Raw genomic sequence first — 20988 nt, 5'->3', positions numbered from 1 at the left:
CCATCGCGTGATGGAGCGTTAAGCCCGTGCGTTCTATCTTGTTGCGTCTCTACGGCGCTTTCACCACTGTTGTGCAACCCCTCGTGCGCCGCAAGCTGCGGCGCCGGGCGCAGGCCGAGCCGGGTTATGGCGTGGCCGTCGAAGAGCGCTTCGGCCATTACGACGAGAGCATCACGGGCCACGCCCAATGCTGGGTGCACGCCGTCTCGCTCGGCGAAACGCGTGCCGCCGCCATCCTGATCGCCGAGCTGCGGCGGCAGTACCCGGGCGTGCCGATCCTGCTCACGCACGGCACGGCCACGGGCCGCGAAGAGGGCGCCAAGCTGCTCGAACCGGGCGACACACAGGTCTGGCAGCCGTGGGACACGCCCGGTGCCGTGGCGCGCTTTCTCGACAAGTTCCAGCCGCAGATCGGCGTGCTGATGGAAACCGAGGTCTGGCCAGAAATGGCTGCGGCCTGTGCCGAGCGCCGCATCCCGCTGGTGCTGGCCAACGCGCGGCTCAACGAAAAATCCTTGGCGGCGGCCGAACGGCTCGCATGGCTGGCGCGGCCCGCGTACTCGGCGCTCACCGCCGTGTGGGCGCAGACCGAAGCCGACGCGCACCGTCTGGTGTCGCTCGGTGCCAAGGTGGCCGGCGTCTATGGCAACCTCAAGTTCGACGCCACGCCCGACACGCGGCAACTGGCCACGGCGGTGTCGCTGCGCGAGCATCTGCCGCGGCCGATGGTGGTGCTCGCCAGCTCGCGCGACGGCGAAGAGCGGCTGCTGCTCGAAGTGCTCAAGCGCTTCGGCGCGACCTCGCCCGTGCCACCCGAGCAGGGCGCGATCCGTTCGATCGCCAAGCGTGTGCACGACGTGCAATGGATGATCGTGCCGCGCCATCCGCAACGTTTTGACGAAGTGGCTGCGCTGATCGAGGCCGAAGGCTTTGCGGTTGCGCGCCGCAGCGCGGCGGGGCAGCCGACCGACGCAGAGATCTGGCTGGGCGATTCGCTTGGCGAAATGGCGCTGTACTACGGCCTGGCCGACGTGGCGCTGCTGGGCGGCAGCTTCGAGCCGCTGGGTGGGCAGAACCTGATCGAGCCGGCGGCCTGCGGTTGCCCGGTGATCATGGGACCGTCGACCTTCAACTTCGCGGAGGCGGCGCAACTGTCGCTCGCGGCGGGCGCATCGCTGCGTGTCGAAGGCATGGAGCAGGCGGTGACGGCGGCGTTGAAGCTGGTCGAGAACCCCGAGCGGCGCGCTGTCATGGCACAGGCCGCGCTGGCGTTTTCGTCATCGAACCGTGGCGCCGCAGAACGCACGGCGGCTGCGGTGCTGGCGATTGCGCAGGCTGCCGAGCCCGTGGCCACTGCCAGCGCACCGCTGGAGAGCGAGCCACCCAGAGCGGAACCCACGCTGGACTGATCGGCCTTTGTCTTCACTCCTTCCCCCTCTGGGGGAAGGTTGGGATGGGGGCTCGACGGCGCTCGCGATGGAAGCGCCGCTGGCCCCCACCCCGGCCCTCCCCCGGAAGGGGAGGGAGAAAGACCGCGAACGCGCGCCTCAGCGCACCGGCGGATTCAGGATCACCGGCGGCACAGGCGCCGAAGGCATCACCGGCGCAGGCGGATTGAACGGCTGCAGCGGCACTGGCGGAATCACCGGAATGCTCGGCGGCGTGACCGGCACATACGGCGCGGGCACACGGTCGGGCGTCGACGTGATGGCTGCGGGCACGGCCGGCACGCTGCCATTGCTCGCCAGCGTCGCGTTGATCGCGTTCATGTCGTCGGTCGACAGCGTGCCGTTGGCCTGGCGCAGCTTCAGGTTGCCCAGCAGCACGTTGTAGCGCGCCTGCGCAAGGTCGCGCTTGGTCTGGAACAGCTGGCTTTGCGAGTTCAGCACGTCGATGTTGATGCGCACGCCCACCTGGTAGCCGAGCTTGTTGGCATCGAGCGCGCTCTGGCTCGATGCCTCGGCGGCTTCGAGCGCCTTGACCTGGCCCGCGCCCGACACCAGCCCGAGGTAGGCCGCGCGCGTGGCCTGGGCCACGCTGCGCTGGGTGCCATCGAGCACGCTGCGCGACTGGTCTTCGAGCGCCAGCGTTTCCTTGATGCGGTTCTCGGTGGCGAAGCCCGCGAACAGCGGCAGGTTGAAGGTCACGCCGACGGTGGTGGCGTTGACGCGCGTACCCACCGCGCTGGTGCTGGTGCCCGTGGGATTGCGCGTGACGTTGTAGCCCAGGTTGGCATCGAGCGTGGGCTTGTGCCCGGCCTGGGCCTTCTGCACTTCGAGCCCCGCCACGTCGAGGCCAAGGCGCGCCTGCCGGATCGCCGGATGCACGTCGTTGGCCTGCGCGACCCAGGCGTTGATGTCCGCCGGCATCGCGGTCGGCAGCACGACCGGCACCGCGAGCGGCACCGGCACGCTGCCGGGGCGGCCCACCAGCTGGTCGAGCACGATCTTCTTGACCTGCAGGTCGTTCTCGGCCGCGATCTCCTGGGCGATCACGAGGTCGTAGCGGGCCTGGGCCTCGCGCGAATCGGTGATGGTCGAGGTGCCGACCTCGAAGTTGCGCTTGGCCGACGCGAGCTGCTCGGCCACGGCGACCTTTTGCGCGCGCACCAGCGCCAGGCTGTCGGTGCTTGCGAGCACGTCGAAGTAGGCCTGGCTCACGCGCACGATCAGGTCCTGCTCGGCGATGGTGAGCACCGCCTGCGCAATGTCGGCCTGCCGCTTGCCCTGCTCGTAGGTGGCCCAGTTGGCGGGCCGGTACAGCGGCTGCGTGGCGTTGATGCCGACGTTCTGCGTGTTGAAGTCGCGCGGCGTGGTGCCGCGGCTGGTGCCGGTGAGGGTGTCGATCTCGAGGTCGGTGCGCGTCACGCCGGCGGTGAGCCCCACGGCGGGCAGGATGCCGGCCTTGGCCTGCGCGGCGCGCGCCACGTTGGCCTCGTACTGGGCCCGCGCGCCCTGGTAGGTGGCGTCATAGCCGCGGGCGGCTTCATAGAGTTCGTTCAGTGTCTGGCCCTGGGCCGGCAGTGCGAGCAGTGACGCAATGGCGCTTGCGAATGCTGCGGAAAGAGGCAGAAGCCGGGGCCTTGGAGGCATTGAACGTCCTTGAAGAGAGAAGCTAGTAGCGCGGCACGGAAGGGTCGTGCTGCGAAGACCAGGCGTCGATGCCGCCCGCCACGTTGGCGAGCTGGTCAAAGCCGTTCTGGCTCAGAAAGGCGGCCACGCGCTGGCTGCGCGCGCCGTGGTGGCACAGGCAGGCGATGCGATGGCCCTCGCCCAGTTCGGCCAGCCGCCCGGGAATCTCGTTCATCGGGATCGCGACCAGCGTGAAGCCCTGGGGCACGACGCTCGCCGTCTGCAGCTCCCAGGGCTCGCGCACGTCGAGCAGCACGGGGGCGGCATCGGCGTCCTGGGCGAACCAGGCGGCAAGGTCGGCGGGGCGGACTTGGTCGATCATTCGGTGGACCGTCCGCTCAGAACGAGAAGCGCGAGGGCTCGGGGAAGTTCAGCAGGCGCGGTGCCACCGTGTCCCAGGGCTGGATGGTTTCCCACTTGCTTTCGCTCGTGCGGGTGACGAAGTGGGCACGCATCATCGGCTCTTCGCCCACGATGGCCGACAGGCGGCCGCCGACCTTGAGCGAACCGAGCAGGTTCTGCGGAATGCGGGCGACCGAGCCGCTCAGCACGATCACGTCGAAGCTGGGGCCGCTGGCCAGGGGCACGGCGCCGTCGGCGTGGCGCACTTCGACGTTGGTCACGCCGTTTTGGCGCAGCGTCTCGGCGGCGCGGGCGGCCAGCACGGGGTTGATTTCAAGCGACAGCACCTGGGCGGCGCGGGCGCCGAGCAGGGCGGCCATGAAGCCGGAACCGGTGCCGATTTCAAGCACCGACTCGTGCTTCTGGATGTGCAGGTCTTGCAGCGTGCGGGCCTCGACCTTGGGCGAGAGCATGAACTCGCCGGGCACGGAGCCGTCGAGCAGGGGCAGTTCCATGTCGAAGAACGACAGCGTGCGGTGTTCGTCCGGCACGTAGTCCTCGCGGTGGATTTCGGCCAGCAGCTCGAGGATGTCCGTCTCCAGCACATCCCAGGGGCGGATCTGCTGTTCGATCATGTTGAAGCGCAAGCGCTCGAGGGTAGGGGTGGGGTTCATGGCGTGGCTTTCCTTGTGGGCTCAGGACAAACCTTCAATTTTAGGTTGCGCCGATGACACCCGCCGCCCGGTCGGCCATCCATGGCCTTTCATGCCTTGTCCCCGGCGTGCACGCTGAGCCCGTAAAGCACCGTTTCCGCCTGCGTGGCGAGGTACTTTTCGGGGTCGAGGGCGCTGGCGCCGTCGACGCAGACCATGGCCGAGTGCTTCCAGAGCATGAGGAAGACCATGGGCGCCACCACCGAATAGATCGCGTGGTCGACGTCGACCGGTGCGAACTCGCCGCGGTCGATGCCGCGCTGCACGATGCGCCGCAGCAGCACGTGGCCGGGGCGCACCACCTGCTGCCGGTAGAACTCGGCCAGCTCGGGGAAATTGGCGCCTTCGCACACCATCAGCTTGGTCAGGCCCGAGGCCTTGGTCATGCCGACGCGCTCCCACCAGACTTTCATGCAGTAGCGCAGCATTTCGGCCGAGGTGCCCTCGAAAGCCTCGAATTCGGCGTTCCACTCGGTGAAACGGCCGCCGAGGTTTTCCATCACCACGGCCTTGAACAGCTCTTCCTTGCTCGGAAAATACAGAAAGAGCGTGCCCTTGGAGACGCCGGCACGTGCCGCGACCTCCTCGGAGCGGGTGGCGGCAAAGCCTTTTTCCACGAACAGATCGAGCGCGGCGGCGAGCAATTCACCGGGGCGCGCCTCTTTGCGGCGCTCGCGCTTGGCGCGGACCGGGCAGATCTTGTCGACGAAGGAGCGGGGCGTGGACATGTTGTTAATGACTGACGGGTTAGTAATGTAGTGACCGGCATCCGGCGCGTCAAGCCGCGACAATATCGGGTTCGCCTTTTTCCAACCTGCCGGAGCCGTGCCATGACCCCCTCATCGTCGCCCAACGAAACCATCGTGCTCGGTGGTGGCTGCTTCTGGTGCACCGAGGCGGTGTTCGACCGGGTGCAGGGCGTGGTCGACGTCGAATCGGGCTATTGCAACGGCCAGGTCGTCAACCCGACCTACGAGCAGATCTGCACCGGCCGCACAGGCCACGCCGAGGTGGTGAAGCTCGAATTCGACCCGGCGCAGATCAGCCTGCGCGAGATTCTCGAGATCTTCTTCGTCGTGCACGACCCCACCACGCTCAACCGCCAGGGCAACGACGTCGGCACGCAATACCGCAGCGGCATCTACTACACGAACGACGCGCAAAAGCAGGTGGCGCAAGACGTCATCCGCGAGATCGAGGCCAGCAAGACCTACCGCTCGCCCGTGGTGACCGAAGTGGCGCCGCTGGCCAACTACTCGACGGCCGAGGCCTACCACCAAGACTACTTTTTGAACAACCCGAACCAGGGCTACTGCGCATTCGTCGTGGGCCCGAAGGTCGAGAAGTTCCAGAAGACCTTCGCCTCGCGCGTCAAGGCCTGAGCCTTCGGCCCTGTCTCCCGTGCACGCCGCCCGCCCCGCTTCCACCCGTTCGTCGCGCGCGTTCATCGTCGCGCTGGCGTTCGCGTTGTGGATCGCGGGCACGCTGGGGGTGATGCACCGCTCGCTGCACGTTCCCGGCCTCGCCAAGGCCGCGGCGGCCGTGCAGGCGACAAGCCAGGGCGGCGTGCACAAGCATGCGGACCATGGCCTGGGCAGCCTGTTCGGCGAGCACACCGACGCCGAATGTCGGCTGTACGACCAACTGGAGCACGGCTCCACTGCACCCAGCGTGCCGCTGGTGGTGCTGCCGATCTTGCTGCCGACGGCCACCTTCGCCTATCTGCAGGGCGAGGCCATCGCCCGGTGGGTCGCGCTGTTCGACGCGCGCGGTCCGCCTTCCACTCGCTGAATCTCTCCGTGTTCCGGCTGCCACATCCGCTCTGAGCGGTTGGAGGCAGGTCGTTCATCGATTCAACGAGTGCCCATCATGATTCCCAATTTCCGTCGCAATGCCATCGGCATTGCCGTTCTTTCGCTGCTGTCCTGGCCGGCCTTCGCCCAGGACGCAGCCGCCCCGATTTCCCCATCCGCCGCCGACTCCACCACCACGACGGTCGAGCCGCCCAGCGCCGCCGGCACGCTGTCGACGGTGGAGATCCAGTCCGAGCGCCTGAAGAAGGCGCGCATGGAGCTTTCGCCCGAGGTCGGCGCCACCGTCTACCGCATCGACCGCGCGGCCATCGACGCGCTCGGCAAGGGTGACGCCACCCCGCTCGACGACGTGCTGCTCACGCTGCCCGGCGTCGCCAAGGACTCGAAGGCCTCCGGCTCGTTGCACGTGCGCGACGACCACGGCAACGTGCAGTACCGCGTCAACGGCGTGCAACTGCCCGAAGGCATTTCGGGCTTTGGCCAGTCGCTGGACACGCGCTATATCGACTCGGTCGACTTCCTCACCGGCGCCTTGCCCGCGCAGTACGGCCTGCGCACCGCGGGCGTGGTCGACATCCAGACCAAGCAGGGCTTCGGCAAGCCCGGCGGCTCGCTCGGCTTCACCTTCGGCAGCCACAACACGCTGGAAGAAAGCGGATCGATCTACGGCACCAAGGGCAACCTCAGCTACTACCTGTCGGGCAGCCTGGTTTCCAACACCAACGGCATCGAGAACCCGCAGCCGACGCTGAACGCGCAGAACGACCGCACACGGCAGGGCAAGACCTTCGGCAACCTGTCCTACTACCTCGATGCGGACACGCGCGTGGGCCTGATGTTCGGCACCTACAACGGCAAGTTCCAGATCCCGACCAATCCGAACCAGTCGCCGGCCTTCTCGCTGGCCGGCTACAGCGACCTGGGCACGGGCTTCAATGCGCTGCCTTCGTCCAGCGTGCGCGAGCGCCAGACCGAGGCCACCCGTTTCGTGGCGCTGTCGTTCCAGAAGACGGTGGGTGCGCTCGACTTCCAGGTCTCGGCCTTCCACCAGTACTCGAACCTGCACTACCTGCCCGATCCGGTGGGCGACCTGATCTACAACGGCGTGGCCTCCGACACGCTGCGCTCCAACTCGTCGAACGGCCTGCAGGCCGATGCGTCGTACAAGGCCAACGACGCGCACACGCTGCGCTTCGGCGGCGCCTACACGCGGCAGACCACGCGCAGCATCAATGCGGTGAACGTGTTCCCGGTCGACGACAGCGGCGCGCAGGTCGGCAACACGCCGGTGCTCATCAACGACAACTCCGGCAAGGTCGGCCAGCTCGCGAGCGTCTACGTGCAGGACGAATGGCGGATCGATCCGAAGCTGACCCTCAACTACGGCCTGCGCTACGACAGCGTCGATGCGTTCACCAAAGAGCACCAGTGGAGCCCGCGCCTGAACCTCGCGTACAAGCTGTCGGACGACACCGCGCTGCACGCGGGCTATGCGCGCTACTTCACGCCGCCGCCGCAGGAGCTGGCGTCGCAGCAGAGCATCAACCTGTATGCGGGCACCACCAACCAGCCCGCGGTGCCCACGTCCGACCCGGTGAAGGCGGAGCGCACCCACTACTTCGACCTGGGCGTGGACCACAAGGTGAACGCCAACCTGTCGCTGTCGGCCGATGTCTATTACAAGAACATCACCAACCTGCTCGACGAAGGCCAGTTCGGCCAGGCGCTGATCCTGTCGCCCTTCAACTACGCCAAGGGCTTCGCGCGCGGGCTGGAGCTGTCGGCGCGCTACAACGACGACCACTGGTCGGCCTATGCCAACTTCGCCTACCAGAAGGCGATGGGCAAGGACATCGTGTCGAGCCAGTCGCTGTTCGGCACCGACGAGCTGGCCTACATTGCCAACCACTACGTGTACCTGGACCACGACCAGACCTACACGCTGTCGGGCGGCGCCAGCTACCGCTTCGGCGACAACCAGGTCAGCGGCGACCTGATCTTCGGCAGCGGCCTGCGCCGCACGCCCGACGGCGGCGCGCCCAACAGCGCGGCGCTGCCGCACTACGCGGTGGTCAATGCCGCCTATTCGCACACGTGGAAGGACGCGTCGGGCGGTGACATCGTCGGGCGCATCGCCGTCCTGAACCTGTTCGACAAGAGCTACCTGCTGCGCGACGGCACGGGCGTCGGCGTGGGCGCGCCGCAGTACGGCACGCGGCGCAGCCTGTACGTGAGCATGACCACGCACTTCTGAACCGCCGCATGACGATGAACCCGAGGCTGTCGCGCACCGTCGCCCTCGCACTGCTTTTCGCGGTGTGGATGGCGTCGACGCTCGGCCTCGTGCATGCCACGCTGCACATGCCGGGCGACCGCGGCTGGGCCATGGCGGCCGAGCGCACGGCCATGGCCGCGAAGGCCTCGGGCTTCGTGCCACGGCACGACGGCCTGTATGCGCTGTTCGGCGACAAGACCGACGCCGAATGCCGGCTGTACGACCAGCTGGCGCACGGCTTCAGCGCGCCGGGCGTGCCGCTGGTGGTGTTGCCGATGCTGCTGCCGTCGGCCACCTTCGCCTATTTGCAGGGCGAAGCCGTCTCTCGATGGATCGTGCTGTTCGATGCACGCGGTCCACCTGCCGCTCGCTGAATTTCCCTTGTGTTCCGGCTGCCGAACCCGCCTTGCGCGGGGGCGGTGGGCCGCCCATCGATTCAACGAGTGTCCATCCATGATTCCCAATTTCCGTCGCAACGCCATCGGCGTTGCCGTTCTCTCGCTCGCCGCGTTCGCGGGCACGTCCCATGCGCAGGCCCAGGATGCGGCCCCGGCCCAACCGGCCGACCCCGCCAGCCTGCGCGAAGTCACCGTCACCGGCAATCCGCTCGGCGCCAGCGAGCTGATCGCGCCGACCACCACGCTGTCGGGCGACAAGCTGCTGCTGCGTTCCGAATCGACGCTCGGCGAAACGCTCAACAACGTGCCCGGCGTGAGCAGCAGCTACTTCGGCCCGAACGCGAGCCGTCCGATCATTCGCGGACAGGACGGCGACCGCATCCGCATCCTTCAGAACGGCGGCGGCGCGCCCGATGCCTCGGCCCTCAGCTACGACCACGCGGTGCCGGTCGACGCACTGGTCACCGAACGCATCGAAGTGCTGCGCGGCCCCTCGGCGCTGCAGTACGGCGGCAGTGCGGTCGGCGGTGTGGTCAACGTGATCGACAACCGCATTCCGTCCGAACCGATCAATGGCTTCGGTGGCCGCGCCGACTTGGGCTACGCCACCGGCAACAAGGAGAAGAACGGCGGCGTGGTGCTCGAAGGCGGCAACGACCGCTTCGCGGTGCACGTCGATGCCTTCAAGCGCGACTCGAAAGACGCCTCGGTGCCCATCGACCTGAACTGCGAGAAGCCCGGCTCGCCGTGGCGTGCACGCAAGATCTGCAACTCGGCCAACGAGGCGCACGGCGGCGCGATCGGCGGCACGCTGTTCTTCGACCAGGGCTACATCGGCGCATCGGTCGCCACCTACCGCAGCACCTACGGCACCGTGGCCGAGGACGACGTGACCATCGGCATGAAGTCCGACCGCTACGCGCTGGAGGGCGAGTGGCGCCCGGGCGGCATCATCCGCAGCGTCCACGCCAAGCTCAGCCACACCAACTACCGCCATACCGAGTTCGAGGGCAGCCAGCCCGGCACGAAGTTCTCGAACATGAGCAACGACCTGCGCATCGAGGCGCGCCACGAGAAGATCGGCAACTTCGAAGGCCTGGTCGGCTTCAGCAGCGAGACCAACCGCTTCGCCGCCGATGGCGAAGAGGCCTTTGCGCCGCACAGCCGCACGCGCTCGAACGCGCTGTTCCTGTATGAGGAGTACGGCACCTCGTGGGGCCGCCTGAGCTTCGGCGCGCGCACCGAGAAGGTCCGCATCCGCTCGCTGGGCTACCCGGACGATCCGACCGTCACCCGCTTCGCTATTGGCGAGCGCACCTTCAATCCGCACAGCGCGGCCTTCGGTGCGCTGGTCAACCTCGCGCCGCAGTGGCAGCTGACCTCGAACCTTGCCTACACCGAGCGCGCGCCGAAAGACTACGAACTGCTCGCCAACGGCCCGCACGTGGCCACGGCCGCGTGGGAGGTGGGCGACCCGAACCTGAAGAAGGAAAAGTCCACCGGCTTCGACCTCGGGGCGCAGTGGAAGTCGGGCGCCAACACGGCCCGCGTCAATGCGTATGTCACGCGCTTCAGCAACTACATCGGCCTGACCGCGTCGGGCCGCACGCTCGACAAGGAAGGCCAGGTCGTGACCGACCCCGAGGTGACCGACACGCTGGCCGAGTACCTGTACCGCGGGGTGCGCGCGCGCTTCACCGGCATCGAGGCCAGCGGCAACCTGCGCCTGCTGGGCACCGACGGTTTCGCGCGGATGGCCGATGCGTCCACGCTCGACCTCGAATGGCGCGGCGACATCGTGCGCGCGAAGAACCTCGACACCGGCGAGCCGCTGCCGCGCATCGCACCGCTGCGCCTGGGCGCGACGCTGGTTTACGCCAACGGCCCGTGGGGCGCGCGCTTCGGCTTCGACTACAACGCGGCGCAGCATCGCGTGCCGTCGGTCGGCGCCCGCGAGACGGATGCGTACACGCTGTGGAATGCGGCGATCACCTACCGCATGAAGGTGCAGCGCGCCAACCTCACGTGGTATGCGCGCATGGACAACATCACGAACAAGCTGGCCTACAGCCCGACGTCGATCCTGACGACGACGGTGTATCCGAATGCGCCGCTGCCGGGGCGCTCGCTGAAGGTCGGATTGCGCGTGACGTTCTAACCCTTTCTTGCTCCCTCCCCCTCTGGGGGAGGGCAGGGGTGGGGGCAAGCGGCGTACCGATCGGGCGCTCTGCATGCCCCCATCCCAGCCTTCCCCCAGAGGGGGAAGGAGCAATACACGGCAAGCCCTCGACTATCCTCACGCGGGTGAATTCCTTCGTCATCTCCTCGCTCCTGCCCGTCGTCCTTCTCATCGCCGCTGGCTACCTCGCAGGCAGGCGTCGCTGGATCAGCGGCCATGCGGTCAAGGACCTGTCGAACCTCATCTTCCTGTTGCTCGCGCCCGCGCTGCTGTTCCGTGCCATGAGCACGGTGCACGTCGAGCAACTCAGCCTCAAGCCGGTCGCGGCGTACTTCATCGCCTCGGGCCTGCTGTTCGCGGGCACGCTCGCGTTGCGCGGCTTCAATCGCACGGCGGCGGTGATCGCGCTGGCCAACACCTACAGCAACACCGTGATGATCGGCATCGCGCTCATCGGCCTGGCCTATGGCGAAGAGGGCATGGTGGTGCTGCTCACGTTGATCTCCTTGCACTCGCTGGTGCTGCTGACCAGTGCCACCGTCGTGCTCGAACTGGCCGTTGCACGCGAGCACGCGGTGGTCGGCGGTGCGGAAAAGCGCTCGATGGTGCGCACCGTGCTGCGTGCCTTGCGCAACGCCATCATCCATCCGGTGCCTCTGCCGATCATGGCGGGCCTGCTGTTCGCGCAGACCGGCCTTGCGATGCCCGAAGTCATCGACAAGCCGATCCAGCTGCTCGGCCAGGCCTTCGGCCCGGTCGCGCTGGTGATGGTCGGCATCACGCTCGCGCTCACGCCCATCGGCCGGCATTGGCGTGGCGCGCTGGTGCAGGCGCTGGTCAAGAACCTGCTGCACCCGCTGCTGGTGGCCGGCATCGGCTGGGTGCTCGGCGTGCGCGGCATACCGCTCACCGTGATGGTGGTGGCGGCGGCATTGCCGATCGGCGCCAACGTGTTTCTGTTCTCGCAGCGCTACCGCACCGCCGAAGACCTGGTGACGGCCAGCGTGGCGGTATCGACCGTGCTGGCGCTCGGCACGCTCACGCTGGTGATGGTCTGGGTGCAGTGGCTGCCCTGAGCCCTTCGGTTCTCTCTTCGTAGCGCGTCGCGAACTTTCGCCCTAGCGCGTTCCTTAGGGTGCCCTATGCCGTTCGGCAGGGTGGCCGTTTGGTGGGATGGCGCGCGGCGCCCACGGCCCTACATTTGCCGGCTGATGATTTACCCGGCGCGCTCTTCGCCCCTTCCTGCTATGGCGTTGGTCGCGACGGTGATCGCGCTGCAATGCACGCCCGCGCAGGCGGCGGCCGATGCGAAGCCCTGCAGGACGCCGTGCCTGTCCGTCAACGTGCCCCGCGAGCCGACGGAGAAGGCGCCAGAAAAAGCGCCGGAGCCCGAGCCGAAGCCCGCGCCTGCGGCCGTGGCGCGGCCGGCCGCGAAGCCCCGGCCGCAAGCCACGGCGCAGGCCTCGACGACATCGCAGGACGCGCAAAGGGAACCCGTCGCCAGAAGGCCCGCGCCCTCGAAGCGCTGCGGCGACATCAACATGCGCGCCGCCATCGGCGAGCCGCTGTCGGACCAGGACATGAAGACATTGAGGAGCCAATGCTGATGATGATGACGAACATCTCCCTGACCACCTTGCGCACTCCGCGCCGCATCCGCGCGTCGCTGCGCGTGCTGGTGCTGTGCGCCACCGTCGTGCTCGCCGCCTGCGCGCACCGCCCCGTGCCCGGCAACGCCATGCCTTTCGACCAGGCCGTCAACCAGGCGGTGGACGACCTGATGGTGCAGACGCAGAAGCTGCCGGCCTTCCTGGCGAAAGTGGAGTCGTCGCTCAAGCAGAGCCGCATCGTGATCGACCCGCTGCTCGAAGGCGCGAGCGGCCAGCAGACCGAGGTGACCCGTGTGGCCGAGCAGCGCATCGTCCAGCGCATGCAGGCCCAGTTCAAGCAGTTCACCGTGACGCCGTTCAACGCCACCGAGATCGGCAACGCGCAGTACGTGCTCAACGGTACGCTGGTACGCGACAAGGACGCGTCGGGCGGCCCGTACCGCCTGAACCTTGCGCTGACGGAGATCAAGAGCGGCGTGGTGATCGCGCAGTCGGTGGCGCGCATCAGCGACGCATCGCTCGACACGCGGCCCACCGCCTTCTTTCGCGACAGCCCGGTGAACGGCAAGGACCGCGGCGTCGAGGGCTACATCCGCACCGCGGAAACCCAGCCGGGCCAGGCGGCCGATGCGCTGTACCTCGAACGCCTGCCGACCTCGACCGTGCTGCAGGAGGCCACCGCCGCCTACGAGGCCGGCCGCATGAGCGAGGCGCTGAGCCGCTACGAGGCGGCATCGAAGCGGCCCGACGGGCAGCAGTTGCGCATCTACAGCGGCTTGTACCTCACGCAATCGCAGCTGGGGCGCACGGCCGATGCCGAGAAAACCTTCGGCACCATCGCGCGCCTGGGGCTCGAAACCAACAACCTGAGCGTCAAGTTCCTGTTCAAGCCGGGCTCGACGGACTTTCTGGCAGACCCGAAGATCAGCGCGGCCTATCCGATGTGGCTGCGCCAGATCGCGCGGCAGGCGGCGCAGATCGATTCGTGCGTGGTCGTGACGGGGCACACCAGCCGCACGGGCTCCGAGGCGGTCAACGAGCGCCTGTCGCTGCAGCGCGCCGCGAGCGTCAAGAGCCGGCTGGTGACCGAGGCGCCGCCGCTGTCGAAGAAGCTGCGCGAGGCCGGCATGGGCTTTCGCGAGAACATCGTCGGCACCGGGGCCGACGATGCGAGCGACGCGCTGGACCGGCGCGTCGAGTTCAAGGTGGTGGGTTGCGAGGCTTGACTCGCCCCCAGGCTTCGCGCACTTCGTGTCGCTGCGCCAACCCCCGTCCGGGGGCAACACCTGCGGCCCGGCAAGCCGGTTCCGCGGTGTTTCGCGAACAGATCAGGGGGCCAGTCGCTCGCGCACCCAATCGGCGCCTTCGAGCCGGTAGCGCAGCCGGTCGTGCAGCCGGCTCTTGCGGCCCTGCCAGAACTCCCAGCGGTCGGGCACCAGCCGAAAGCCGCCCCAGTGCGGTGGGCGCGGTGGCGACAGCAGGTGCTTGGCGGCGGCCACCGCGGCGTTCTTCACCAGCACGTCGCGTCCGCTGATGACCTCGCTCTGCGGGCTGGCCCAGGCGCCGATGCGTGAATCGAGCGGGCGGCTGGCGAAGTAGGCGTCGCTCTCGTCGGCGCCGGCCTTCTCGACGCGGCCTTCGATGCGCACCACGCGCTCGAGCTCGACCCAGTGGAACTGCAGCGCCGCATACGGGTTGCCCGACAGCTCCTGGCCCTTGCGGCTCTCGTAGTTGGTGTACCAGACGATGCCGCGCGCGTCGTAGCCCTTGATCAGCACGATGCGGCTCGACGGCCGCAGGTCGCTGCCCACGGTGCACAGCGTCATGGCGTTGGGCTCGGGCACTTGCGCGTCGATGGCCTCGGTGAGCCAGCGCTCGAACTGCTTGAGCGGATCGCCGGCGCTGTGGGCCTCGCCGAGTTCGGCGCGCTCGTAGCTCTTGCGCAGCGCGGCCAGCGTTTCATTGGTTGGAGAGGAAGTCATGGCCGAATTGTTGCGCACATACTTCGGCCCATGACGACCAAGGCGAATTCCCCGGTGGTGATCGTGCTGGCCTCGGGCCGGGGCGAACGCTTCATTGCGGCCGGTGGCACGGGCTCCAAGCTGAAGGCGATGCTTGCGGGCAAGCCGGTGCTGGAGCGCACGCTCGATGCGGTGCGCGCCAGCGGGCTGCCGTGGCATCTGGAAGACATCGGCCACCCGGGCATGGGCGACTCCATCGCCGCGGCCGTGCGCGCCACGCCGGGCGCCAGGGGCTGGCTGATCCTGCCGGGCGACCTGCCGCTGGTGCGTCCCGAGACGCTGCAGGCGGTTGCAGCCGCGCTCGGTGGCCGGGTGAATGCCGTGCAGCCGCAGTACGAGGGCGAGCGTGGGCATCCGGTGGGCTTTGCGGCGGGCTGCCATGCGCAGTTGGCGGCATTGGAAGGCCCGCTGGGCGCATCGTCCATCCTGCGGTCGATGCGCGCTATCGATTCGGTAGCGAACCTGGTGGTGGACGATGTCGGCGTCGTGACCGACATCGACACGCCCGAGGCCCTGGCGCGCGCCGAAGCGCTCTGGCTGGCGCGCGCGGGCCGTTAGCGGTTCATCAGGGCTTCGGGATCACCGCGCAGGCGATGCGCGGGCCCGAGTTGCCGGCCGGCTGCGTCGTGAAGTCGTCGCGGTCGCGGTGCACCACCAGCGCGCGGCCCACCACGTTGTTGGCGGCGCCGTCGGTCAGCGAGATCGAGTGGTCTTCCACGCTGAAGCGGGCCACGCCCCCGGCGTCGGCCACGAGGCTCGGCAGTTCGCCGGCATGGCTGCCCGGCGCGGCGAACTTGCCGTGCGTGCCGCCGGTCGGGTTGAAGTGGCCGCCCGAGGCATTGCCGTTGTCGCCGCAGTCGCCCTTTTCGTGGATGTGGAAACCGTGCTCGCTGCCCGGCACGAGGCCGCGCACCTCGCCCGACACGCGCACGCCGTGCTCCAGCGCGGTGAAGGTCACGGTGCCGCGCGTCGGGTTGGGCGTGATCGCGGCGGTCGGCACCAGCTCGACGGCCGTGCTCGGCTTGCCACCCATGCTGCCGCAGGCGGCCAGGACGGCGGTGGCGAGGAGGGCGGCACCGGTGGCGATGAGACGACGATGGTTCATGTGTTTTCCTTGGACGGTCCGGAAGGTTGGGAGGAAGAGTCGGGAGACCCCGGAACATATACCGGAGCCGGTGGCGCATCGCAATCGGCGGCGGCCTTGGATGGCTGCGGTGCCTGCTTTCCGGGGGCGGATGCAGGGGGCGGCGCCAGCGCCACCAGCCGGGCCAGCGCGGCGTCGTGGATTGAGTGGCGCTGCAGTTCGAGCAGCGTCTGCTGTGCGTAGTCGAGCGAGCTGCCGTAGCGGCCGACTGCATTGGCGAAGATGTGGCGATAGCGCTCTTCGCTCAACTCGCCCGTGAAGTTGGGGCTGCGGCGCGACAGCGTGAAGGCCAGCGCGCGCACGGGGCCGTCGTCGGTGCCGCAGCGCAGCCACTTGGGGTCGTACACGCCGGTCGGCATCTCGCGCAGCCAGAGCCGCTTCAACGTTTCGAGCCCTTCGGCCTTCGGCACGCGGAACACCATGCCGCGGCAACTGCCGCCCGAGAGCAGCCCGAACACGAGGCCCGGCGTCTGGACGCTGCCCCGGTTGACGCGGCTCCACATCTTCAGCGCGCGGTGCCAGCCGTGCACCCAGGCCGGGCGCCGTTCGGTGAAGCCGAAGTCGGGCCGCCAGATCAGCGAGCCGTAGCCGAACAGCCAGAGGTCTTCGTGCCCGCCCCAGTCGGCGATGGCGCGTTCGAGCATCGGCTGCGGGTCGCGCAGGGGCTTGGGCATCGGGTCGAGGCCCGGCGGTCCGGGATCCGGCGCGGGGTCCGACACGGGGGTGTCAGGGGCGGCGCCTACAATTTCGTGATCATGGTTCACCGCACCATTATTTACCGACCCCTTTCCTACGGAGCAAGACCCGCAATGAGCGACGACGACAGCCAGCAAAATTTCATCCTCGGATTCGTGATGGCCCTGATCGCCCTGGTGATCTTCTTCGTGGTGGGCATCGTGCTCTGGCACAAGGGCCACAACGCGGCTGCCGCCCCGGTCAAGCCCGCCGTGGTGATCTCGGCGCCGGCACCGGGCCAGGAGACCAAGCTGGCCGAAGTCACCGAGACGGTGACGGTCACCATCCCCGATGGCGCCAGCATCCGCGTGGTCGACGGCGTGGTGAACTTCTACTTCGCGACCGGCAGCGCCGACCTCGCACCGGGCGCCGCCGAAGCGCTGGCCGCGGTCATCAAGGGCGTCGAGAGCGGCCACAAGGCCGTGGTCTCGGGCTTCCACGATGCCACGGGCGACGCGGCCATCAACGAAGAACTCGCCAAGAAGCGCGCCCAGATGGTGCGCGACGTGCTCACGGGCCTGGGCGTGCCGGCCGACAAGATCGACCTGCAGAAGCCGGCCGTGACCGCCGGCACGGGCAACAACGCCGAGGCGCGCCGCGTCGAAGTCAAGCTGGTGGACTGAGCGCCACCCGCCCGCAGAACAAGCCCGGCAATGCCGGGCTTTTTTGTGCCTGCCGCATGGGGGCCATGCCTGAGTAAATTCGTATTGTTCGGCGCCCGGATTTCATCAGCTCTTTTCCGTCAACTTGGTACGATGGGTCTCCAGGCCTCCAGTCGCATCCGCGACACGCAGCAAGAGCCAAAGACCCCCATGAGCAGCACACATTCCATCGTTCGCGACGTCACCGATCGCATTCGCGAGCGCAGCCATGCGCAGCGCAGTGCGTACCTCTCCAGGCTGGCCGAAATCCGCGGCCGCGATCGCGGTTCCGACCGCATGGGCTGTGCCAACGTGGCGCATGCCGTGGCCGGCATTCCGGCCAACGACAAGTTCAGGGTGGTGACCGAGCGCGCGCCCAACATCGGCATCGTTACCGCCTACAACGACATGCTCTCGGCCCACGCGCCGTACCAAGGCTACCCGGACATCATCAAGCACGAGGCCCGCCGCCTCGGCGCCACCGCGCAGGTGGCCGGCGGCGTGCCGGCCATGTGCGACGGCGTCACGCAGGGCACGCCCGGCATGGAACTGAGCCTGTTCAGCCGCGACGTGATCGCCATGAGCACCGCCATCGCGCTCACGCACGACATGTTCGACGGTGCGCTGATGCTCGGCGTGTGCGACAAGATCGTGCCGGGCCTCTTGATCGGCGCGCTGCACTTCGGCCATCTGCCGACCGTGTTCGTGCCGGCCGGGCCGATGCCTTCGGGCCTGTCGAACAACGCCAAGTCGAAGGTGCGCGAGCAGGCCGCGCAAGGCCTCGTGGGCCGGCAGGGCCTGCTCGACGCCGAGATGGCCGCCTATCACACGGTCGGCACCTGCACCTTCTACGGCACCGCCAACAGCAACCAGATGCTGCTCGAAGCCATGGGCCTGCACGTGCCCGGCACGGCGTTCATCCAGCCCGGCGATGCGATGCGCGAGACGCTCACGCGCGAGGCGGTGCGCACGGTGCTGGGCAAGGCCAGCGAGGCCGCGTTCAGCTGCCCGCCCATCGGCGAGATGGTCGACGAGCGTTGCATCGTCAACGCCATGGTGGCGCTGCTGGCCACCGGCGGCTCCACCAATCACCTGATCCATTGGGTGGCCGTGGCACGCGCCGCAGGCATCGTGATCGACTGGGACGATTTCTCGAAGCTCTCCGACGTGATCCCGCTGCTGACCCGCGTGTACCCCAACGGCAGCGCCGACGTGAACGAGTTCCAGGCCGCGGGCGGCCCCGGCTTCGTGATCGGCGAACTGGTCGATGCCGGCCTGATGCACGGCGACGTGCTCACCGTGCGCGACGGCGGCATCCGCGAATTCGCGAACATCCCGGCGCTGGTCGAAGGTGGCGGGCAACGCCTGCAATGGCACCCCGCCGCTCCCTCGAAGAACGACGCGGTCGCGCGCACCGTCGCGCAGCCGTTCAGCGCCACCGGCGGTCTCAAGCTGCTCAGCGGCAATCTCGGGCGCAGCGTCATCAAGGTGTCTTCCGTGCCCGACGACCGCCATGTGATCGAAGCGCCCGCGCGCGTGTTCGACTCGCAGGCCGCATTGCAGAAGGCCTTTACCGCCGGCGAGCTGGAGCGCGACGTGGTCTGCGTTGTGCGCTGGCAGGGCCCGCAGGCCAACGGCATGCCCGAGCTGCACAAGCTCACGCCGCCGCTGTCGGTGCTGCAGGGCAAGGGCTTCCGCGTGGCCCTGGTCACCGACGGGCGCATGAGCGGCGCGTCGGGCAAGATACCGGCCGCGATCCACGTCTCGCCCGAAGCAGCCGCGGGCGGCCCGCTCGCCAAGGTGCGCGACGGCGACCTGATCCGTCTCGATGCCGTCGCGGGTACGCTTGCGGTATTGCTGCCTGAAGACGAATGGGCGGCGCGCGAAACCGAGGCGCAGCCCGAAGCGCAGCGCATCGCCGACGGACACGGCCTCGGCCGCGAGCTGTTCGCCGGCATGCGCCGCAATGCACTGGCCGCCGAAGAGGGCGCCTGCTCCTGGCTGTGAAAATGCATCGCCCCCGAGGCCATGCGCAACGTATTGGAGAAATGAAATGACAGACAAACTCACTGCGCTCGACGTGATGCGCGACGCCCCGGTCATCCCGGTCATCGTGCTGAACGACGTCAAAGATGCCATTCCGCTGGCGCGCGCACTGGTGGCCGGCGGCATCCGCATGCTCGAAGTCACGCTGCGCACGCCGCAGGCGCTGCAATGCATCGAAGCCATCGCCAGGGACGTGCCCGAGGCCGTGGCCGGCGCCGGCACCATCCGCAGCGCTGCGGATGCGCAAGCCTCGGCACTGGCCGGCGCAAAGTTCGGCGTGAGCCCGGGCTACACGCGCGCGGTCGGCAAGGCCTGCCACGACCTCGGTCTGCCGCTGCTGCCCGGCGTGGCCACCGGCAGCGAGATCATGACGGCGCAGGAAGACGGCTACACCCAGCTCAAGTTCTTCCCCGCGCTGCAGGCCGGCGGCCTGCCGATGCTCAAGGCATGGCAGGGCCCGTTCGGCGACGTCACCTTCTGCCCCACCGGCGGCATCCATGCGGGCAACGCGGCCGAGTTTCTCGCGCTGTCGAACGTGGCCTGCGTGGGCGGTTCGTGGATCGTGCCGGCCGATGCGATCCGCGAAGGCAACTGGGCGCTGATCGAGCAACTGGCGCGCGCCGCGAGCCAGTTGCCGCGCTGATCGCCATGCGCACCGACTTCGACGCGAGCGACCTGAAGGTCATCGCCTTCGACGTCTTCGGCACCGTGGTCGACTGGCACAGCGGCATTGCCGCGGAGGCCGAGCGCGCCTTGCCGGGTGTCGATGGCGCCGCCTTCGCGCTGGCATGGCGCGCGGGCTACCAGCCCGCCATGAAGGCCGTGATGGAACGCATCGCGGCGGGCGAGGGCGGCTTCACGCTGCTCGACGAACTGCACCTGAGCATGCTGGAGCAGGTGCTGAGCGATTTCAGTTTGAGCGATCGCCTCGACGCCGCCGCACGGCGCGACCTGAGCCGCGCCTGGCATCGCCTGCCCGCGTGGCCCGATTCGGTCGAGGGGCTCACGCGGCTCAAGAAGAAGTTCACGATCTGCACGCTCTCCAACGGCAACATCGGCCTGCTCACCGAAATGGCGAAGCGCGCCGGCCTGCCCTGGGACTGCGTGCTGTCGGCCGAGGTGTTCAAGGCCTACAAGCCCGACCCGCGCACCTACCTGGGCGTGGCGGGCGTGTTCGACGCCACGCCCGGCCAGGTGATGCTGGCCGCCGCGCACCACGACGACCTGGCGGCCGCGCGCGCATGTGGCCTCAAGACCGGCTACATCGAGCGACCGTACGAGTTCGGCCGTGCCAAGCCGAAGGACGTGTCGCCGCAGCCTGACAACAACCTGCACGCGCGCGACATCAACGCGTTGGCCGACCTGCTCGGCTGCTGATCAGTCCGAGATCAGCTTCTCGACCGTGCGCAGGTTGCGCGTGGTCGTGCTCGACTTGTAGCGCGTCTTTGCCAGCAGCTTCGAGACCGGCGTGTCGGTGCTCTCGCCGCGCGGGCACTGCCAGTAGAGAACGCCCTTGCCGCGTTGCAGGCGTTCGGTGGCCGGGTCGAACGCGCTGGCCTTCTCGATGATCTCGTCGAGCATCGCGGCGTCGGAGCCGAACACGAGGTAGGGGTGCCGCTCTTCGTCGATGCGCTCGAAGGGGTAGCCCGCGGCCATGTCGGCCACGGCCTTTTGCGTGAGCAGCACGATCCACGCGTCGTAGCCGAAGCGCTTGCGCAGGGCTTGTTCGATGCGCGTGCGCAATGCGGCGGCATCGCTTTCGGCGGTGTCGAAGAGCACGTTGCCGCTGGCGAGCACGGTGCGCACCGCGCCGAAGCCGAGCTCGACGAAGAGCGCCTTCAGGTCAGCGCTCTTGATCGTGATGCCGTTGACGTTCACGCCGCGCAGCAGCGCGACGTGGCGTGTCGTGGTCGCCGGTTTCTTCGAGCCCGCCACCAAC

Annotated in this window: 22 protein-coding genes; 13 read left to right on the top strand and 9 right to left on the bottom strand. The window is 68.3% G+C overall.

Features of this window, described 5'->3' with window-relative positions:
• The first annotated feature begins 26 nt into the window (after positions 1-26).
• The gene (locus ACGLHS_RS24560; protein ID WP_394484026.1) at positions 27-1409 is read left to right on the top strand and encodes a 3-deoxy-D-manno-octulosonic acid transferase; all 1383 of its coding nucleotides are present in this window, start codon (positions 27-29) and stop codon (positions 1407-1409) included.
• A 138-nt stretch (positions 1410-1547) separates the two neighbouring features.
• Here ACGLHS_RS24560 and ACGLHS_RS24555 read toward each other — a convergent pair whose 3' ends face one another.
• The 4 genes from ACGLHS_RS24555 to ACGLHS_RS24540 form a co-directional block, all read right to left on the bottom strand.
• Positions 1548-3092, bottom strand: a complete 1545-nt coding sequence (locus ACGLHS_RS24555) for a TolC family outer membrane protein (RefSeq protein ID WP_394484024.1) — start codon at positions 3090-3092, stop codon at positions 1548-1550.
• A 22-nt stretch (positions 3093-3114) separates the two neighbouring features.
• Entirely contained in the window at positions 3115-3453 is a 339-nt protein-coding gene (locus tag ACGLHS_RS24550; protein ID WP_093238919.1) for a rhodanese-like domain-containing protein, read from the bottom strand.
• A 16-nt stretch (positions 3454-3469) separates the two neighbouring features.
• On the bottom strand, positions 3470-4147 hold the full coding sequence (locus ACGLHS_RS24545; protein WP_093238920.1) for a protein-L-isoaspartate O-methyltransferase: 678 nt from the start codon (positions 4145-4147) through the stop codon (positions 3470-3472).
• An 89-nt stretch (positions 4148-4236) separates the two neighbouring features.
• Positions 4237-4914 carry a TetR/AcrR family transcriptional regulator gene (locus tag ACGLHS_RS24540; protein ID WP_093238922.1) on the bottom strand — a complete coding sequence of 226 codons (678 nt, stop codon included), beginning with the start codon at positions 4912-4914 and terminating at the stop codon, positions 4237-4239.
• 102 nt (positions 4915-5016) lie between these two features.
• Here ACGLHS_RS24540 and msrA point away from each other — a divergent pair, with 102 nt between their 5' ends.
• From msrA to ACGLHS_RS24510, 6 genes are all read left to right on the top strand, one after another.
• Positions 5017-5568, top strand: a complete 552-nt coding sequence (gene msrA, locus ACGLHS_RS24535; protein ID WP_394484021.1) for a peptide-methionine (S)-S-oxide reductase MsrA — start codon at positions 5017-5019, stop codon at positions 5566-5568.
• Positions 5569-5587: 19 nt separating this feature from the next.
• Complete coding sequence (locus ACGLHS_RS24530; protein ID WP_394484019.1) at positions 5588-5977, top strand: hypothetical protein; 390 nt, start codon at positions 5588-5590, stop codon at positions 5975-5977.
• Positions 5978-6055: 78 nt separating this feature from the next.
• Entirely contained in the window at positions 6056-8254 is a 2199-nt protein-coding gene (locus ACGLHS_RS24525; protein WP_394484017.1) for a TonB-dependent receptor, read from the top strand.
• An 8-nt stretch (positions 8255-8262) separates the two neighbouring features.
• Positions 8263-8649 (top strand): hypothetical protein, encoded by a 387-nt coding sequence (locus ACGLHS_RS24520; protein ID WP_394484015.1) that lies wholly within the window; start codon positions 8263-8265, stop codon positions 8647-8649.
• 79 nt (positions 8650-8728) lie between these two features.
• Entirely contained in the window at positions 8729-10831 is a 2103-nt protein-coding gene (locus ACGLHS_RS24515) for a TonB-dependent receptor (protein ID WP_394484013.1), read from the top strand.
• 146 nt (positions 10832-10977) lie between these two features.
• Positions 10978-11928, top strand: coding sequence for an AEC family transporter (locus tag ACGLHS_RS24510; RefSeq protein WP_394484011.1), 951 nt, complete (start codon positions 10978-10980; stop codon positions 11926-11928).
• Between the two features lie 140 nt (positions 11929-12068).
• Here ACGLHS_RS24510 and ACGLHS_RS24505 read toward each other — a convergent pair whose 3' ends face one another.
• Complete coding sequence (locus ACGLHS_RS24505; RefSeq protein WP_394484009.1) at positions 12069-12434, bottom strand: hypothetical protein; 366 nt, start codon at positions 12432-12434, stop codon at positions 12069-12071.
• Positions 12435-12464: 30 nt separating this feature from the next.
• Between ACGLHS_RS24505 and ACGLHS_RS24500 the strand changes: the two genes are divergently transcribed.
• On the top strand, positions 12465-13688 hold the full coding sequence (locus ACGLHS_RS24500) for an OmpA family protein (RefSeq protein ID WP_394484007.1): 1224 nt from the start codon (positions 12465-12467) through the stop codon (positions 13686-13688).
• Positions 13689-13790: 102 nt separating this feature from the next.
• On the opposite strand, the gene pdxH is transcribed toward ACGLHS_RS24500, so the two are convergent.
• Entirely contained in the window at positions 13791-14444 is a 654-nt protein-coding gene (gene pdxH, locus ACGLHS_RS24495; RefSeq protein WP_394484005.1) for a pyridoxamine 5'-phosphate oxidase, read from the bottom strand.
• A 30-nt stretch (positions 14445-14474) separates the two neighbouring features.
• Here pdxH and ACGLHS_RS24490 point away from each other — a divergent pair, with 30 nt between their 5' ends.
• Positions 14475-15041 (top strand): NTP transferase domain-containing protein, encoded by a 567-nt coding sequence (locus ACGLHS_RS24490; protein WP_394484003.1) that lies wholly within the window; start codon positions 14475-14477, stop codon positions 15039-15041.
• A gap of 7 nt (positions 15042-15048) precedes the next feature.
• Here ACGLHS_RS24490 and ACGLHS_RS24485 read toward each other — a convergent pair whose 3' ends face one another.
• Together ACGLHS_RS24485 and ACGLHS_RS24480 are read right to left on the bottom strand one after the other, a co-directional pair.
• Complete coding sequence (locus ACGLHS_RS24485; RefSeq protein ID WP_093238939.1) at positions 15049-15588, bottom strand: superoxide dismutase family protein; 540 nt, start codon at positions 15586-15588, stop codon at positions 15049-15051.
• Positions 15585-16301, bottom strand: a complete 717-nt coding sequence (locus ACGLHS_RS24480) for a gamma-glutamylcyclotransferase (protein WP_394484001.1) — start codon at positions 16299-16301, stop codon at positions 15585-15587. Before ACGLHS_RS24480 ends, ACGLHS_RS24485 begins: the two co-directional genes overlap by 4 nt.
• Positions 16302-16436: 135 nt before the next feature.
• On the opposite strand from ACGLHS_RS24480, the gene ACGLHS_RS24475 reads away from it, so the two are divergent.
• The 4 genes from ACGLHS_RS24475 to ACGLHS_RS24460 all read left to right on the top strand — a co-directional run bounded on the left by ACGLHS_RS24475 (position 16437) and on the right by ACGLHS_RS24460 (position 20426).
• Positions 16437-16985: an OmpA family protein gene (locus tag ACGLHS_RS24475; protein ID WP_394483999.1), complete on the top strand. Its 549-nt coding sequence runs from the start codon at positions 16437-16439 to the stop codon at positions 16983-16985.
• Between the two features lie 189 nt (positions 16986-17174).
• A complete protein-coding gene (gene edd / locus ACGLHS_RS24470) occupies positions 17175-19010 on the top strand; it encodes a phosphogluconate dehydratase (protein ID WP_394483997.1) in 1836 nt (611 codons plus the stop codon).
• Between the two features lie 46 nt (positions 19011-19056).
• The gene (gene eda / locus ACGLHS_RS24465; RefSeq protein WP_093238945.1) at positions 19057-19692 is read left to right on the top strand and encodes a bifunctional 4-hydroxy-2-oxoglutarate aldolase/2-dehydro-3-deoxy-phosphogluconate aldolase; all 636 of its coding nucleotides are present in this window, start codon (positions 19057-19059) and stop codon (positions 19690-19692) included.
• A 5-nt stretch (positions 19693-19697) separates the two neighbouring features.
• Positions 19698-20426, top strand: a complete 729-nt coding sequence (locus ACGLHS_RS24460; RefSeq protein ID WP_394483994.1) for a haloacid dehalogenase type II — start codon at positions 19698-19700, stop codon at positions 20424-20426.
• Here the strand turns inward: ACGLHS_RS24460 and ACGLHS_RS24455 are convergent, their stop codons facing one another.
• On the bottom strand, positions 20427-20984 hold the full coding sequence (locus ACGLHS_RS24455) for a DUF1697 domain-containing protein (protein ID WP_093239452.1): 558 nt from the start codon (positions 20982-20984) through the stop codon (positions 20427-20429).
• Between the last annotated feature and the right edge of the window lie 4 nt (positions 20985-20988).

Origin of the sequence: Variovorax sp. VaC1 (genome assembly GCF_043658315.1) — a bacterium.
Lineage (GTDB): Bacteria > Pseudomonadota > Gammaproteobacteria > Burkholderiales > Burkholderiaceae_C > Variovorax.
This window is presented reverse-complemented; position numbering and strand designations above follow the sequence as displayed.

What these genes read in the sequence shown, in the direction of transcription:
- ACGLHS_RS24555 (WP_394484024.1), bottom strand. Translation starts at nt 3,092, where the DNA reads ATGCCTCCAAGGCCCCGGCTTCTGCCTCTTTCCGCAGCATTCGCAAGC.
- ACGLHS_RS24550 (WP_093238919.1), bottom strand. Translation starts at nt 3,453, where the DNA reads ATGATCGACCAAGTCCGCCCCGCCGACCTTGCCGCCTGGTTCGCCCAG.
- ACGLHS_RS24545 (WP_093238920.1), bottom strand. Translation starts at nt 4,147, where the DNA reads ATGAACCCCACCCCTACCCTCGAGCGCTTGCGCTTCAACATGATCGAA.
- ACGLHS_RS24540 (WP_093238922.1), bottom strand. Translation starts at nt 4,914, where the DNA reads ATGTCCACGCCCCGCTCCTTCGTCGACAAGATCTGCCCGGTCCGCGCC.
- msrA (WP_394484021.1), top strand. Translation starts at nt 5,017, where the DNA reads ATGACCCCCTCATCGTCGCCCAACGAAACCATCGTGCTCGGTGGTGGC.
- ACGLHS_RS24525 (WP_394484017.1), top strand. Translation starts at nt 6,056, where the DNA reads ATGATTCCCAATTTCCGTCGCAATGCCATCGGCATTGCCGTTCTTTCG.
- ACGLHS_RS24520 (WP_394484015.1), top strand. Translation starts at nt 8,263, where the DNA reads ATGACGATGAACCCGAGGCTGTCGCGCACCGTCGCCCTCGCACTGCTT.
- ACGLHS_RS24515 (WP_394484013.1), top strand. Translation starts at nt 8,729, where the DNA reads ATGATTCCCAATTTCCGTCGCAACGCCATCGGCGTTGCCGTTCTCTCG.
- ACGLHS_RS24505 (WP_394484009.1), bottom strand. Translation starts at nt 12,434, where the DNA reads ATGTCCTGGTCCGACAGCGGCTCGCCGATGGCGGCGCGCATGTTGATG.
- ACGLHS_RS24500 (WP_394484007.1), top strand. Translation starts at nt 12,465, where the DNA reads ATGACGAACATCTCCCTGACCACCTTGCGCACTCCGCGCCGCATCCGC.
- pdxH (WP_394484005.1), bottom strand. Translation starts at nt 14,444, where the DNA reads ATGACTTCCTCTCCAACCAATGAAACGCTGGCCGCGCTGCGCAAGAGC.
- ACGLHS_RS24490 (WP_394484003.1), top strand. Translation starts at nt 14,475, where the DNA reads ATGACGACCAAGGCGAATTCCCCGGTGGTGATCGTGCTGGCCTCGGGC.
- ACGLHS_RS24485 (WP_093238939.1), bottom strand. Translation starts at nt 15,588, where the DNA reads ATGAACCATCGTCGTCTCATCGCCACCGGTGCCGCCCTCCTCGCCACC.
- ACGLHS_RS24480 (WP_394484001.1), bottom strand. Translation starts at nt 16,301, where the DNA reads ATGCCCAAGCCCCTGCGCGACCCGCAGCCGATGCTCGAACGCGCCATC.
- ACGLHS_RS24475 (WP_394483999.1), top strand. Translation starts at nt 16,437, where the DNA reads ATGAGCGACGACGACAGCCAGCAAAATTTCATCCTCGGATTCGTGATG.
- edd (WP_394483997.1), top strand. Translation starts at nt 17,175, where the DNA reads ATGAGCAGCACACATTCCATCGTTCGCGACGTCACCGATCGCATTCGC.
- eda (WP_093238945.1), top strand. Translation starts at nt 19,057, where the DNA reads ATGACAGACAAACTCACTGCGCTCGACGTGATGCGCGACGCCCCGGTC.
- ACGLHS_RS24460 (WP_394483994.1), top strand. Translation starts at nt 19,698, where the DNA reads ATGCGCACCGACTTCGACGCGAGCGACCTGAAGGTCATCGCCTTCGAC.